This window comes from Kitasatospora sp. NPDC092039, assembly GCF_044756065.1.
In the GTDB taxonomy this organism is placed as follows: domain Bacteria; phylum Actinomycetota; class Actinomycetes; order Streptomycetales; family Streptomycetaceae; genus Kitasatospora.
In genome coordinates this window covers 174,851-188,590 of record NZ_JBIVSD010000018.1, presented here as the reverse complement: position 1 = coordinate 188,590, position 13,740 = coordinate 174,851, and the positions used below count along the sequence as shown (strand labels likewise).

12 protein-coding genes and 1 rRNA gene are annotated in these 13,740 nt (G+C 72.1%); 12 read left to right on the top strand and 1 reads right to left on the bottom strand.

Going from position 1 to position 13,740, the window contains the following annotated elements:
* The 12 genes from rrf to ACIQI7_RS30235 form a co-directional block, all read left to right on the top strand.
* Window positions 1-92, top strand: a 5S ribosomal RNA gene (rrf, locus tag ACIQI7_RS30290); the annotation flags it as partial.
* A 99-nt stretch (window positions 93-191) separates the two neighbouring features.
* Window positions 192-812 (top strand): CDP-alcohol phosphatidyltransferase family protein, encoded by a 621-nt coding sequence (locus ACIQI7_RS30285; protein ID WP_387760136.1) that lies wholly within the window; start codon window positions 192-194, stop codon window positions 810-812.
* Window positions 813-936: 124 nt separating this feature from the next.
* The gene (locus ACIQI7_RS30280) at window positions 937-3,432 is read left to right on the top strand and encodes a sugar phosphate nucleotidyltransferase (RefSeq protein ID WP_401116106.1); all 2,496 of its coding nucleotides are present in this window, start codon (window positions 937-939) and stop codon (window positions 3,430-3,432) included.
* 190 nt (window positions 3,433-3,622) lie between these two features.
* Entirely contained in the window at window positions 3,623-4,705 is a 1,083-nt protein-coding gene (locus ACIQI7_RS30275; RefSeq protein ID WP_401116103.1) for a DUF881 domain-containing protein, read from the top strand.
* Complete coding sequence (locus ACIQI7_RS30270) at window positions 4,702-5,034, top strand: small basic family protein (RefSeq protein WP_030062488.1); 333 nt, start codon at window positions 4,702-4,704, stop codon at window positions 5,032-5,034. Before ACIQI7_RS30275 ends, ACIQI7_RS30270 begins: the two co-directional genes overlap by 4 nt.
* Before the next feature lie 391 nt (window positions 5,035-5,425).
* Window positions 5,426-6,295: a DUF881 domain-containing protein gene (locus ACIQI7_RS30265; protein WP_401116122.1), complete on the top strand. Its 870-nt coding sequence runs from the start codon at window positions 5,426-5,428 to the stop codon at window positions 6,293-6,295.
* 229 nt (window positions 6,296-6,524) lie between these two features.
* Window positions 6,525-7,403 (top strand): FHA domain-containing protein, encoded by an 879-nt coding sequence (locus ACIQI7_RS30260; RefSeq protein ID WP_387760131.1) that lies wholly within the window; start codon window positions 6,525-6,527, stop codon window positions 7,401-7,403.
* Between the two features lie 179 nt (window positions 7,404-7,582).
* On the top strand, window positions 7,583-8,278 hold the full coding sequence (locus ACIQI7_RS30255; RefSeq protein ID WP_401116119.1) for a MerR family transcriptional regulator: 696 nt from the start codon (window positions 7,583-7,585) through the stop codon (window positions 8,276-8,278).
* Between the two features lie 80 nt (window positions 8,279-8,358).
* The gene (locus ACIQI7_RS30250; RefSeq protein ID WP_030062493.1) at window positions 8,359-8,835 is read left to right on the top strand and encodes a bifunctional nuclease family protein; all 477 of its coding nucleotides are present in this window, start codon (window positions 8,359-8,361) and stop codon (window positions 8,833-8,835) included.
* A gap of 223 nt (window positions 8,836-9,058) precedes the next feature.
* Window positions 9,059-9,703: a MerR family transcriptional regulator gene (locus ACIQI7_RS30245; protein ID WP_401116099.1), complete on the top strand. Its 645-nt coding sequence runs from the start codon at window positions 9,059-9,061 to the stop codon at window positions 9,701-9,703.
* A gap of 185 nt (window positions 9,704-9,888) precedes the next feature.
* Window positions 9,889-10,611: a vancomycin high temperature exclusion protein gene (locus tag ACIQI7_RS30240; RefSeq protein WP_401116096.1), complete on the top strand. Its 723-nt coding sequence runs from the start codon at window positions 9,889-9,891 to the stop codon at window positions 10,609-10,611.
* Between the two features lie 63 nt (window positions 10,612-10,674).
* Window positions 10,675-12,093: a DNA polymerase IV gene (locus ACIQI7_RS30235; RefSeq protein ID WP_401116093.1), complete on the top strand. Its 1,419-nt coding sequence runs from the start codon at window positions 10,675-10,677 to the stop codon at window positions 12,091-12,093.
* Window positions 12,094-12,234: 141 nt separating this feature from the next.
* On the opposite strand, the gene ACIQI7_RS30230 is transcribed toward ACIQI7_RS30235, so the two are convergent.
* Complete coding sequence (locus ACIQI7_RS30230) at window positions 12,235-13,731, bottom strand: MFS transporter (RefSeq protein ID WP_387760126.1); 1,497 nt, start codon at window positions 13,729-13,731, stop codon at window positions 12,235-12,237.
* Window positions 13,732-13,740: the final 9 nt, after the last annotated feature.

The window sequence follows — 13,740 nt, the reverse complement described above, 5'->3', positions numbered from 1 at the left end:
CGCCCGGTTACATTCCGAACCCGGAAGCTAAGCCTTACAGCGCCGATGGTACTGCAGGGGGGACCCTGTGGGAGAGTAGGACGCCGCCGAACAATTCTTCTAGAGAAGCCCCCGCCGGGTGACCGGTCGGGGGCTTCTCTGTTGTAGGGTCAACATGCAATTGTCGTCGTATCGGACAGGAGGGCCCCCGGGTGGAGGTCCAGGAGACGCGGGTCCAGACCGATCGCGTCCTCACCATCCCCAACATGCTGAGCATGGGCCGGCTGGTCGGTGTTCCGCTGTTTCTCTGGCTCATCCTGTGGCCGGTCTTCGACGGACCCAACAATGACGGTTGGGCACTGCTGATCCTGGCGCTGAGCGGGGTCAGCGACTACCTGGACGGAAAGCTCGCCCGGCGGTGGGGACAGATCAGCCGGGTGGGGCAGCTGCTCGACCCGCTGGCCGACCGGCTCTATGTGCTTTCCACGCTGGTCGGACTGACCTGGCGTGAGATCCTGCCGTGGTGGCTCACCGCGATCCTGTTGGCCCGTGAGGTATTCATCGCCGCGCTGCTGCCGATTCTGAACCGGCACGGCTACGGCCCGCTCCAGGTGAGTTTCCTGGGGAAGGCCGCGACCTTCAACCTGATGTACGCGTTTCCGCTTCTGCTGCTCGGCAGTGTGGACAGCTGGATCGCCCGGCCGGCCGAAGTGGTGAGCTGGGCCTTCATCTGGTGGGGGACGACGCTGTACTGGTGGGCCGCGATTCTTTACGCGGTCCAGGCGAGGCGGATCGTCCGGGGCAGCACCGCGGGCTCGGCGTCCACAGTCTGAGACCTGATCTGAGAGAAGCCCCACGCCTCATCGGTGCGTCGGACGATACCTTCCGGGTAGAGAACCTTCTGGAACGGTTTGATGGACCTGCTGGTCCACCACCGCGAAGGAGGACGCACCCGTAATGAAAGCCGTTGTAATGGCAGGGGGCGAAGGCACCCGACTCCGCCCGATGACCTCCAGCATGCCGAAGCCGCTGCTTCCGGTCGCCAACAGGCCGATCATGGAGCACGTGCTTCGGCTGCTGAAGCGGCACGGCCTCTCCGACACAGTCGTCACCGTGCAGTTCCTGGCATCACTGGTCAAGAACTATTTCGGTGACGGCGAAGAGTTGGGCATGCATCTGACCTATGCCCACGAGGAGACGCCACTGGGCACTGCGGGGAGTGTCAAGAACGCCGAGGACGCGCTCAAGGACGATTCCTTTCTGGTGATCTCCGGTGACGCGCTGACCGACTTCGATCTCTCGGAATTGATCGACTTTCACCGCAGCAAGAACGCTCTGGTCACCGTCTGTCTGACGAGGGTGCCGAACCCACTGGAGTTCGGCATCACGATCACGGACGACGAGGGGAGGGTGGAGCGGTTCCTGGAGAAGCCGACCTGGGGGCAGGTCTTCTCCGACACTGTGAACACCGGTATCTACGTGATGGAACCCGAGGTCTTCGACTACGTCGCGGCGGGTGAGTCGGTCGACTGGTCGAGCGACGTCTTCCCACAGCTGTTGAAGGAGGGCAAGCGGGTCTACGGCTACGTCGCCGAGGGCTACTGGGAGGACGTGGGCACCCACGAGAGCTACGGCAAGGCCCAGGCGGACGTCCTGGAGGGCAAGGTCGACGTCGAGCTCGACGGCTTCGAGATCTCCCCGGGGGTCTGGGTGGCCGAGGGCGCCGAGGTGGACCCGGAGGCGGTCCTGCGCGGGCCGCTGTACATCGGGGACTACGCCAAGGTCGAGGCCGGCGCGGAGATCCGCGAGCACACCGTGCTGGGCAGCAACGTGGTCGTCAAGCGCGGCGCGTTCCTGCACAAGGCGGTGGTGCACGACAACGTGTACGTCGGGCCGCAGAGCAATCTGCGGGGCTGCGTGGTCGGCAAGAACACCGACGTGATGCGGGCCGCGCGGATCGAGGACGGCGCGGTGATCGGGGACGAGTGCCTGGTCGGCGAGGAGTCGATCATCGGGGCGAACGTCCGGGTCTACCCGTTCAAGACCATCGAGGCCGGCGCCGTCGTCAACACCTCGGTGATCTGGGAGTCGCGCGGCCAGGAGCACCTCTTCGGGGTCCGCGGCGTCTCGGGCGTCCTGAACGTCGAGATCACCCCGGAGCTGGCCGTGCGGCTGGCGGGGGCGTACGCGACGACGTTGAAGAAGGGCGCGACCGTCACCATCGCGCGTGACCACTCGCGTGGTGCGCGTGCGCTCAAACGGGCGATGATCTCGGCGCTCCAGACCTCCGCGATCGACGTCCGCGACCTCGAGAACGTGCCCATGCCGGTGGCCCGGCAGCACACGGCGCGGGGGAGCGCGGGCGGGATCTTCCTGCGGACCACGCCCGGTGTGCCGGACTCGCTGGACATCCTCTTCTTCGACGAGCGCGGGGCGGACCTCTCCCAGGCCGGCCAGCGCAAGCTCGACCGCGTCTACGCGCGCCAGGAGTTCCGGCGGGCCTTCCCCGGCGAGATCGGCGACCTGACCTTCCCGTCCAGCGTCTTCGACTCCTACGCGGGCAACCTGCTGCGGACGGTGGACACCACCGGCGTCCGGGAGGCCGGGCTGAAGGTGGTCGTGGACACCGCGCACGGCAGCGCGGGCCTCGTTCTGCCGAGCATCCTCGGCCGGCTCGGGGTGGAGGCGCTCACCGTCTCCAGCGGGCTGGACGAGGCGCGGCCGACCGAGGACGCGGAGACGCGGCGGGCCGGGCTTGCCAGGCTCGGCGAGCTCGTGGCCTCCTCGCGGGCGGCCTTCGGGGTGCGGTTCGACCCGGTGGGCGAGCGCGTCGCGTTCGTGGACGAGCTCGGCCGGGTGATCGACGACGACCGGGCGCTGCTGGTGCTGCTGGACCTGGTCGCGGCCGAGCGGCGCAGCGGGCAGGTGGCGCTGCCGGTGACCACGACCCGGATCGCCGAGCAGGTCGCCGCGTACCACGGCACCCAGGTCACCTGGACCACGACGACGCCGGACGACCTCGCGAAGGCGGCCTCCGCCGAGGGCACGGTGTTCGGCGGGGACGGGCGCGGCGGCTTCGTGGTGCCGGAGTTCAGCGGGGTGCTGGACGGCGCCGCGGCGTTCGTCCGGCTGGTCGGCCTGGTGGCCCGGACCCAGCTCACGCTGAGCCAGATCGACGCGCGGATTCCGCAGGCGCACATCCGGCGCCGGGACATCGCGACGCCGTGGGCGGCCAAGGGCATGGTCATGCGCTCGGTGGTGGAGGCGGCCGGCAGCCGTCGGCTGGACACCACCGACGGCGTCCGGGTGGTCGAGACGGACGGGCGCTGGACGCTGGTGCTGCCGGACCCGGCCGAGGCGGTCACCCACCTGTGGGCGGAGGGCCCGGACGACGAGGCCACCGAGGCGCTGCTGGACGAGTGGGCCGCCGTGGTCGACGGAGCGGGGCGGTGACGTCCCGGAGCTGAGCACGGCCTGAGTCCGGAACTGCTTCGAACGGCGGGGCGCACGGTGTGATTCGTGCGCCCCGCCGTCCGTTTTCGCACCATTCGGAACAATCCGTCACTTTCCGTCATGTGTGCAGCGTGTGTGCAGCTCAGGGGCCGTGCACGGGCCCGCTCGGCGGCGTGGGACGATGGTCTCCATGCCAGCGACGCCGACGCCGAGTGCCCCGAACGGACGGTACAACCGTCCGGACGCCTCGATGTCCCTGCTGACCAACGTGATGGACCACAGCCTCGACGAGGGCTACGCGGAGGCGGCCGCCGCGCGCGGCGGTGCCCGCGACAGCAGGATGCCCGGCACCCTGCAGGGCCTGCTCACGCTGGGCGCCGGGCTGGCGCTGGTCGGCGCGGTGGTGACGGTGGGCGCGGTGAACGCGCACAAGGCCGAGCCGTCGCTGGCCAAGGAGCGGGACGCGCTGATCCACCGGATCAACGACAGCAACACCTCGGCCGACCGGCTGCAGAAGCAGGTGCAGCAGCTGCGGCTCAAGGTCGACAGCACCCAGCAGCAGGCGCTGGCCTCGGGGGAGGCCGATCCCGGCGGGGTGACCGGAGCGGTGGGACTGGGCGAGGTCACCGGGCCGGGCGTGAAGCTGGTCCTGGAGGACGCCGCGGGCACCGGCCTGGGCGGCAACGTCGACCCGCGCGCCGCGCAGGGCTTCTCCAACAGCGGCCGGCTGCGGGACCGCGACCTGCAACTGGTGGTGAACGGCCTCTGGGGTTCCGGGGCCGAGGCGATCGCGATCAACGGCCAGCGGCTGACGGCGCTGTCCGCGATCCGGGCCGCGGGCGAGGCGGTGCTGGTGGACAACCGGCCGCTGGTGCCGCCGTACAGCGTCCAGGCGATCGGGGACGGCTCGAAGCTCCTCAACGCCTTCGAGAAGGACATGGCCGGGCAGTACCTGCGACTGCTCCAGGAGCAGTACGGCATCAAGTCGACGCTCTCGGTGCAGAAGAACCTGACGCTGCCGGCGGCGGTGGGCGTGACGCTGCGGACCGCGCAGTCGGTGACGCCCGAGGCCTCGCCCGCGGCGGCCCCGACGGCTCCGGTCGGCACGCCGTCGGCCGGAACCCAGGAGAGCCCCGGCGCGTCGGTCCCACCACCGGCCTCGCCGTCCGCGACCGTCTCGCCGACCGCCACGAGCAGTACCTCCACCGCCAAGCGGCGTCCGCCGACCGGAACCACCAAGACCCCGACAGGGACAGGAGCAGCCAGACCGTGATTGCCGTACTGGGTCTTGTGATCGGGGTGGTCGTCGGCCTCTTCGTCCAACCCGAGGTGCCGGACGCCGTCGTGCCGTACCTGCCGATCGCGGTGGTGGCGGCGCTGGACGCCGTGTTCGGCGGTGTCCGGGCGATGCTCGACGGGATCTTCAACGACAAGGTGTTCATCGTCTCGTTCCTGTCGAACGTGGTGGTCGCGGCGCTGATCGTCTTCCTCGGCGACCAGCTGGGCGTCGGCTCGCAGCTGTCCACCGGTGTGGTCGTCGTCCTCGGCATCCGCATCTTCTCCAACGCCGCCGCGATCCGGCGCCATGTCTTCCGTGCCTGAGCCCGGCCGCGAGGCGGCGGAGAAGCGGGAGACGGCGGCGGTCGAGCCGGCCGCCGGGCAGCCGGGCGGCTCGTCGGACGGGAAGGCGGTCGAGCAGTCGGGTGCGAAGCCCGTCGAGAAGGCCGTGGACGCACCCGAGCGGGAGCCGGACGGGGAGCCCGGGCCGGAGGGCGCGGCGGACCCGGCCAGGGCTGCTGAGACGGCCGGGCGGACCGCGGGAGAGACCGCCGGGGCCGAGGCGGCGGAGGAGTCTGAGGCTGAGGCTGAGCTTGAGGCCGGTTCGGTGCCCGAGCCGACGCTGCGGCTCACCAAGGTCCCCGGGCCGGCGCCCGAGGTGACGCCGGCGGCCGAGCCGGAGTCCGGGCCCGGGGCCGAGGCGAAGCCCGAGCCGGTGCCCGCGCCGGCCGCTGAGCCCGCGCCCGCCGCTGAGCCCGCGCCCGCTGCTCAGCCCGAGCCCAGGCCTGCGCCGGAAGCAGACCCCGAGCCGGACGCGGCAGCCGAGCCCGCGTCCACGCCCGAGCCCGCCGCGGAGCGGAACGCCGGCCGGCGGCGCCTGAAGGCGGCGCTCTGGCCGCCGCGGCTGTCGCGCGGGCAGCTGGTGGTGGCTCTGCTGCTGTTCTCGCTCGGTCTGGGGCTGGCGATCCAGGTGCGGTCGACCAACGACCACCACAGCCAGCTGCGCGGGGCCCGCCAGGAGGACCTGGTGCGGATCCTCGACGAACTGGACAGCCGTCAGCAGCGTCTCCAGCAGGAGAAGGCGGAGCTGGAGCAGTCCCTGGCGAAGCTGGAGAACAGCTCCAACCAGGCCAAGGAGGCCCAGGAGCAGACCAGGAAGAAGGCGACGGAACTCGGTGTGCTCGCCGGTACCGTCAAAGCCACTGGTCCGGGCATCGTACTCACGGTCGATGATCCCCAAGGGCAGGTGAAGGCGGATATGCTGCTGGACACCCTGCAAGAACTTCGAGCGGCGGGGGCGGAGGCGATTCAGATCAACGATGTGCGCGTGGTGGTCAACACCTACTTCACCGACCTGTCGGCCGGTGGGGTGCAGATCGACGGGAAGAAGGTCTCGCAGCCCTACCGCTTCACGGTCGTGGGGAACCCGCAGGATCTGACCCCCGCGCTGAACATCCCGGGGGGTGTCGTCCGTACGCTGGAGAGCCACCAGGCGCGGGCGACGATCACCCAGCAGCAGAAGGTGGTCGTCGACGCCCTCGTGGACCCGAAGGCGCCGCAGTACGCCAAGCCGGCTTCGAAGTGACGGGGCGCCCGGCGAACGGCCCGTCAAGGGCGGGCGGCACCCGCTGCGGGGCGCCGCCGTCACGTGGGCGAGACTGGTTCGCACCGGTACGCTCCGGAGCAACAACCGCAGTACCAGCCGCCGGAGTGCCACTCCGGCGGGCCCGAGCCGCGAAGACCGGGCTCGCAGCATGTCCGAGGTTCTCACCCTGCCCCGCGGGCGGGTCTGTCACACGCAAGGGGATTCGCCCGTGAGTTTCTTCTCGAAGTTGTTCGGTCGCAACAAGGGCCGTGACGCCGCCGCCGTCGAGGCGCCCACCGCGCGTCACCGCCGGCCGGAGGACGAGCCCGCGGTGCCGGGCATGCGCCCGGCCCCCGAGGCCGCGCCGTACGGCCAGCAGCTGTACCGGGACGGCGGCGCCGCCCAGTACGCCGGGAATCCGGCGGGCTACGGCGCGTCGGTTGACCCCTCCGGCGAGCCGCGCATAGGTTTCCCGTCAGGACCCTCAACCTCTGGTGGAGGGTTTGCCCCGGATCCGTACGCCGGGCACAACCCGTCGGGTGTGCCGCGCCAGGAGGCTGTGAACATGGCTGGCCCCACTCCGTGCCCCAGGTGCGGCAACCAGAACCCGGCCTCGGCGCGGTTCTGTTCCAACTGCGGCACGGCGCTGCGCGGTGGCCTGCTCCCGGAGGGGGCGGCGGAGACCACGTCGACCATCTCCATCTCCGGCCTGGAGTCGTACGACCCCACCACCACGACCGGCACCGGCGCCACGCCGGCGCTGTCGGCCGAGGTGCTGTCGGCGATCGACGCGCTGCCGCCGGGCTCGGCCCTGCTGATCGTGCAGCGCGGCCCGAACTCCGGCAGCCGCTTCCTGCTGGACTCGGACGTCACCACGGCGGGTCGTCACCCGCAGGGTGACATCTTCCTGGACGACGTCACGGTCTCGCGCCGCCACGTGGAGTTCCGCCGCACCCCGGCCGGCTTCAGCGTCGCGGACGTGGGCAGCCTCAACGGCACCTACGTGAACCGGGAGCGGATCGACGAGGTGTCGCTGAACAACGGCGACGAGGTGCAGATCGGGAAGTACCGGCTGGTGTTCTTCGCCGGCCACAACCGGGGGTACTGAAAGCGACGTCGGCGGGAGCCCGAGTGAATACGAATTCCCCTTCCTCTTCTCTCGGGGCGGCCACCCCCACCGCGTCCGGTCCGCAGGCGGACCGAGGCGGGCGCGGGGTGGTCGCGGGCCCGCGCCGGCCGGTCCGCGCCGAGCGGCCCGCCGGGCGCCGACGGGCCGCCGACGAACTGCTGAGCATCGGCGCGGTGCTGGCCTTCCTGCGCGACGACTTCCCCGAGGTCACCATCTCCAAGATCCGCTTCCTGGAGGCGGAGGGGCTGGTCGAGCCGCAGCGGACGCCCTCGGGGTACCGCAAGTTCAGTCCGGCCGACGTCGAGCGGCTGGCCTACGTCCTGCGCATGCAGCGGGACCACTACCTGCCACTGCGGGTGATCCGCGAGCACCTGGACGCCATCGAGCGCGGCGAGAGCCCGCCCGCGCTGCCCTCCGCCGCCGACACCCGGCCCGGCCCGCTGGAGGAGGCGGACCGGGAACTGGTGGCCGCCGGCGAGGTGCCCTCCGGCGTCCGGCTGGGGCGCGCCGAGCTGCTGGCGGCGGCCGAGGCCGGAGAGCCGGAGCTGGCCGAGTGGGAGTCCTACGGGCTGGTCGCGCCGGGCCCGGACGGCGGCTACGACGGCGAGGCGCTCCAGGTGGCCCGGCTGGTCGCCGAGCTCGGCCGGTACGGGCTGGAGCCCCGGCACCTGCGGGCCATGAAGGCGGCGGCGGACCGCGAGATCGCGCTGGTGGAGCAGGTGGTGGCGCCGTTGCGCCGGCACCGGAACCCGCAGACCAGGGCCCACGCGGAGGCCACCGCCCGGGAACTCGCCACGCTGTCCGTACGGCTGCACGCGGCGATGGTCCAGGCCGGTCTGCGGACCCGGAGCTAGCGGCGCCGGCTGCACCGCGCTGACCAGCGGCGTCGGCCCTGCGCTTTCATATCCGGGAGCGGAGCCATAGGGTTGCCTGTGTGAATGAGCTCGACGTCGTGGGTGTCCGAGTGGAGATGCCTTCCAACCAGCCGATCGTGCTGTTGCGGGAGGTCGGGGGAGATCGCTACCTGCCGATCTGGATCGGCCCCGGCGAGGCGACCGCGATCGCCTTCGCCCAGCAGGGCATGACGCCGGTGCGCCCGCTGACGCACGACCTCTTCAAGGACGTCCTGGAGGCGCTCGGCCAGCAGCTCACCGAGGTCCGGATCACCGACCTGCGGGAGGGCGTGTTCTACGCCGAGCTGGTGTTCGCCGGCGGGGTCGAGGTGAGCGCCCGCCCGTCCGACGCCATAGCGCTGGCGCTGCGCACCGGCACGCCGATCTACGGGAGCGAGGAGGTGCTCGCCGAGGCGGGCATCGCGATCCCGGACGAGCAGGAGGACGAGGTCGAGAAGTTCCGCGAGTTCCTCGACCAGGTGTCGCCCGAGGACTTCGGGGGCGGCGGTCCGCAGTAGCGGGGCCCGACCGTGCGGCCAGTTGGCCCACCGTTTTGCCAAAAATCGTCCATCTACCCACACTAGGGGCACGAAAAACCACTCTCCTGAGTGATGTGGTTTGTCTGGCCCGGCGTGGCGATCGTTGACGGGTCATAGGGGACTGCCTACCGTCAGGAGTGGCTGTCCGGGTGGCCGATGCCCGCAGTCGGGTTGCCCGCAGCACAAGTGGACGGAGGCAGGCATGAGAAGCACCGGCGATGACGCGGCCGTGGGAGGCCGGTGCGCCGTGCACATGCCGCGCACCGCTCGTTCCGTCACGGACCTCCCGCGGCTGGGCAGGTTCCCGGCCGTGCAACCGGGCCAGCCGGCCATCGAGCGGCTGTCCCCGACGTCCGACCTCCTCGGCTTCCGGGGCCCGACGGCCTGTGCGGCGGCCGGCATCACCTACCGCCAGCTGGACTACTGGGCCCGCACCGGACTGCTGGAGCCCAGCGTCCGCACCGCGTACCCGTCGACCAGCCAGCGGCTCTACAGCTTCCGCGACATCCTGCTGCTGAAGATCGTGAAGCGGCTGCTCGACGCGGGTGTCTCGCTGCAGAACATCCGGGTGGCCGTCGCCCACCTCCAGACCGCCGACCAGGCCGACCTGGCCGGGATGACGCTGATGTGCGACGGCGCGACGGTGTACGAGTGCACCACGCCGCAGCAGGTGGTGGACCTGCTGAAGGGCGGTCAGGGGGTGTTCGGCATCGCGGTGGGAGCGGTCTGGCAGGAGCTGGAGCTCACTCTCGGGCGGCTGCACGCCGAGCGGACCGACACCGGCGAGACCCTGGTGGGGCACGATCCGGCCGACGAGCTCGCCCAGCGGCGCAACCGGGCGGTCTGAGCAGGCGTTCGACGGGGCCGCGGGGGGGGGGGGGGGGGCGCCGGCGCCCCCCCCGCCCCCCCCCCGCCCCCCCGGCGGGGGGCGGGGGGGGGGGGGGGGGGGGGCGGGCGGGGGCGCGGGCGGCCCCCCCCCCCCCCCCCGCGGCCCCGTCGTCCTCCCCGGTTGACGTGATCGAGGGAGGGCACGTGGAGGTCGGCACCGGGATATCGGGGCTGCTGCGGCGCAGGGCCGGGCTGCTGGCGACGCGGCTGCGGCAGCGGCGGACCCAGCGCAGGGTGTTCCAGGTAGCAACGGTGCTCTGCTCGCTGGCGCTGGCGCCGAGCGCCTGGGTGTGGTGCGCCGCGGGGGACCGGGTGGGCACCGTGGAGAGCGCGCCCGCCGCTCCGGTCGCGGTGGTCTTCGGCGCCGGGCTGGACCAGGGCAAGCCCTCGCCGTACCTGGAGCACCGGCTGGTCGCGGCGCTGGACCTGTACCGGGAGGGGAAGGTGCAGGCCATCCTGGTGACCGGGGACAACGGGCGGGTCGAGTACGACGAGCCCGACGCGATGTACACCTACCTGACGGCGCACGGGGTGCCCGAGGACCGCGTGGTGCGGGACTACGCGGGCTTCGACACCTGGGACTCCTGCACCCGGGCGCGCCGGATCTTCGGGGTGGACCACGCGGTGCTGGTGAGCCAGGACTTCCACGTCCGCCGGGCGCTGGCGCTGTGCGAGGCGGCGGGAATCCGCTCCTACGCGGTCGGGGTGCCGGAACTGCACGACGCGACCTGGCTGTACGGCGGGCTGCGGGAGGTCGCCGGGGCGGGCAAGGCGGCGGCCGATGCCTGGCTGCGGCCGGACCCGCTGTTCCTCGGGCCGACCGAGGACGGCATCCCGAAGGCGCTGGCGGAGGCGGCGAGGAGGTAGCGGCCGGGCAGGCGTCCGGCCGGGTTCGTACGCACTGTCGGACCCGTACGCGATGATCGGCGGGTGCGATCTCTGCCGAGCATCATCCACCTCGACATGGACGCCTTCTTCGCGGCGGTGGAGCAGGCGGCCAAGCCGAGCCTGCGCGGCAAGCCGGTGATCGTCGGCGGGCTCGGCGGGCGCGGCGTGGTCTCCACGGCCTCGTACGAGGCGCGCAGGTTCGGGGTGCACTCGGCGATGCCGATGGCCCAGGCGCGCCGGCTCTGCCCCAACGCCGCCTTCCTCTCGGGGAGGTTCGAGGCCTACCGGCAGAACAGCGAGATCGTGATGGGGCTGCTGCGGCAGCTGTCCCCGCTGGTGCAGCCGCTCAGCCTGGACGAGGCCTTCGTGGACCTGGAGGCCGGCCCGTACGGCCCGGCGCTGCTGGACGCGGACCACGAGACCGGCGAGCAGCTGGTGCTGGCGCTGGCGGAGGACCTGCGGGCGGACATCCACCGGCTGACCGGGCTGACCGGCTCGGTCGGGGCGGCCGGGTCCAAGCTGATGGCCAAGATCGCCTCCGAGCAGGCCAAGCCGGACGGCCTCGTGATGATCGAGCCCGGGGAGGAGCGGGCCGTGCTCGGCCCGATGCCGGTGCGGGCGCTGCCCGGGATCGGGCCGGCCACCGAGCAGGTGCTGCGCCGGGCCGGGCTGAACACGGTGGCCGACCTCGCGGAGGCGGGGGAGGCGGAGCTGGTGCAGCTGGTCGGGCGGGCGCACGGCGCCGGGATCTTCCAGATGTCCATAGGGCTGGACGACCGGCCGGTGGTCGCGGACCAGGACGCCAAGTCCGTGTCGGTGGAGGACACCTACGAGGTGGACCTGGCCGACCGGGAGCGGGTGCTGCGCGAGGTGGAGGCGCTGGCCGGCCGGTGCGTGCGGCGGCTGCGGGCGGCCGGGCGCTCGGGGCGGACGGTGGTGCTCAAGGTGCGGCGGTTCGACTTCTCGACACTGACCCGCTCGGAGACGCTGGGCGGCCCCACCGACGACGAGACGGTGATCACCGCGACCGCGCGCCGGCTGGCCGAGCAGGTGGACATCACCGGCGGGGTCCGGCTGCTCGGCGTGGGCGTCGCCCAACTCGCCGACTACACCCAGGAGGACCTGTTCGCCCAGGCGCTGCGGGAGGAGGCCGCGGAGCAGGTGGAGGCGGCGGCCGAGGCGGTGGAGGCCGAGGAGGAGCCGGAGGCCGTCGTGGTGCGGCGATGGATGCCCGGACAGGACGTCCGGCACGAGGAGTTCGGCCCGGGCTGGGTGCAGGGCAGTGGCGTCGGGAGGGTCACCGTACGGTTCGAGACGCCGTGGAGCGGGCCGGGGCGGGTGCGGACCTTCGCGGTGGACGACCCCGCGCTCGAACCGTCCCGGGCGTTGCCGCTGCGGCAGGACGAGGGGGCGGCGGACGGCGCGGCGGGCGCGGACGGCGGTCCGGCCGAGGGGGCCTGAAACGCGAAGCGGCCCCACCCGGTGGGGGAGTACCGGGTGGGGCCGATCACCGTGCCGGACCCCGTACGTTCGTGATGCCCTCGCGACGCACGGAGGCCGGGCCCCGCGCCCTGTCCCTGAGCGCGGGGGCCGGACGCCTCGTCAGGCGTCGGTCTTGACCAGCGCGGGGCTGGAGTCCTGCTGGGCCGAGCCGCCGACGACGGCCGGGGTGGCGGCCGACTTGGCGCCGCGGATCAGGAACGGGACGACGCCGGCGACGATGCAGACGACGGCCGCGGTCCAGAACGCGTGCTTGTAGGCGTCCAGGGTGGGCAGGGAGAGCGGGATCTGCGGCGGCAGCTTCATGAGGTCGCCGGTCAGGATGGCGGCCATGACGGCGGTGCCGATCGCGCCACCGACCGTGCGCAGCACGGAGTTCATGCCGTTGGCGATGCCGCTCTGCTCGGCCGGGACGGCGCCGTTGATGTAGGCGGGCATCGCGGCGAAGGCGAGGCCGACGCCGAGACCGAAGATCGCCGAGGCGGTGTAGATGTCACCCTCGCGCCCGTGGCGCACGGCCAGGTAGGCCATCGCGACGGCGCCGAGGACGCCACCGAGGACCAGCGGCAGGCGCGGGCCGCGACGGGCGATCAGCAGGGCGCCGACCGGGGCGGCGACCATCGAGCCGATCGCGGACGGCAGCAGCATGATGCCGGCGTGCAGCACGGTGGCGGTGAAGCCGTAGTGGGTCAGCTTCTCCGGGGTCTGGGCGAAGTTGCTGATGACCATGAAGGACCCGTACATGCCGAAGCCGATGAGCAGGCCGGCCACGTTGGTGAAGGCGACGGCCGGACGGGCCATCATCTTCATGTCCACCAGCGGGTGGGCGACCTTGGTCTCGATGATCCCCCAGACGAGGGCGACCACGGCGGCGACGGCGAACAGGCCGAGCGTCTTGTTGGAGGTCCAGCCCCAGTGGTTGCCCTGGCTGACCGCGACCAGCAGTGCGGAGAGCCAGCCGGCCAGGGTGATCGCGCCCAGCGGGTCGGCGCCGCCCTCCTTGTCGGTGACCGGGTCGGTCGGGACGCGGAAGGCGACCAGCGCGACCGCGAGCAGGCCGAAGAGCAGGCCCATCCAGAAGATCGACTTGTAGTCCCAGTGCTCCAGCAGGAGGCCGGTGGCGACCAGGCCGAGGCCGGAGCCGACGCCCATCGAGGCGCTGATGGCGGCGACGCCGCCGGTGACCTTCTCCTTGGGCAGTTCGTCACGGACGATGCTGATCGCCAGCGGCAGGACGCCACCGCCGGCGCCCTGGAGGACGCGGGCGACGACCAACCAGGTGAAGGAGTGGGTGCTGACCGCCAGCGCCGAACCGGCGACCAGGCCGGCCAGCGAGATCAGCAGCATCGGCTTGCGGCCCCGGAGGTCGCCGAAGCGGCCCAGGAGAGGAGTCAGCACGGCTGCGGAGAGCAGGTTGGCGGTCATCAGCCAGGTGATGCTGGACGCGGAGACGTTCAGTTCCTTGGCCAGCGAGGGCAGGATCGGGACGACCGCGGTCTGCACCACGCTGAACGACAGCATCGCCAGGATGAGGGCCGGCAGGACCCGGGCGCTGCTCTGCTTCTCGGCCGCGGTGGTGGGCTGTGGTGCCTCACTCACGGTTGCTTC

What these genes read in the sequence shown, in the direction of transcription:
- ACIQI7_RS30280 (WP_401116106.1), top strand. Translation starts at nt 937, where the DNA reads ATGAAAGCCGTTGTAATGGCAGGGGGCGAAGGCACCCGACTCCGCCCG.
- ACIQI7_RS30275 (WP_401116103.1), top strand. Translation starts at nt 3,623, where the DNA reads ATGCCAGCGACGCCGACGCCGAGTGCCCCGAACGGACGGTACAACCGT.
- ACIQI7_RS30245 (WP_401116099.1), top strand. Translation starts at nt 9,059, where the DNA reads ATGAGAAGCACCGGCGATGACGCGGCCGTGGGAGGCCGGTGCGCCGTG.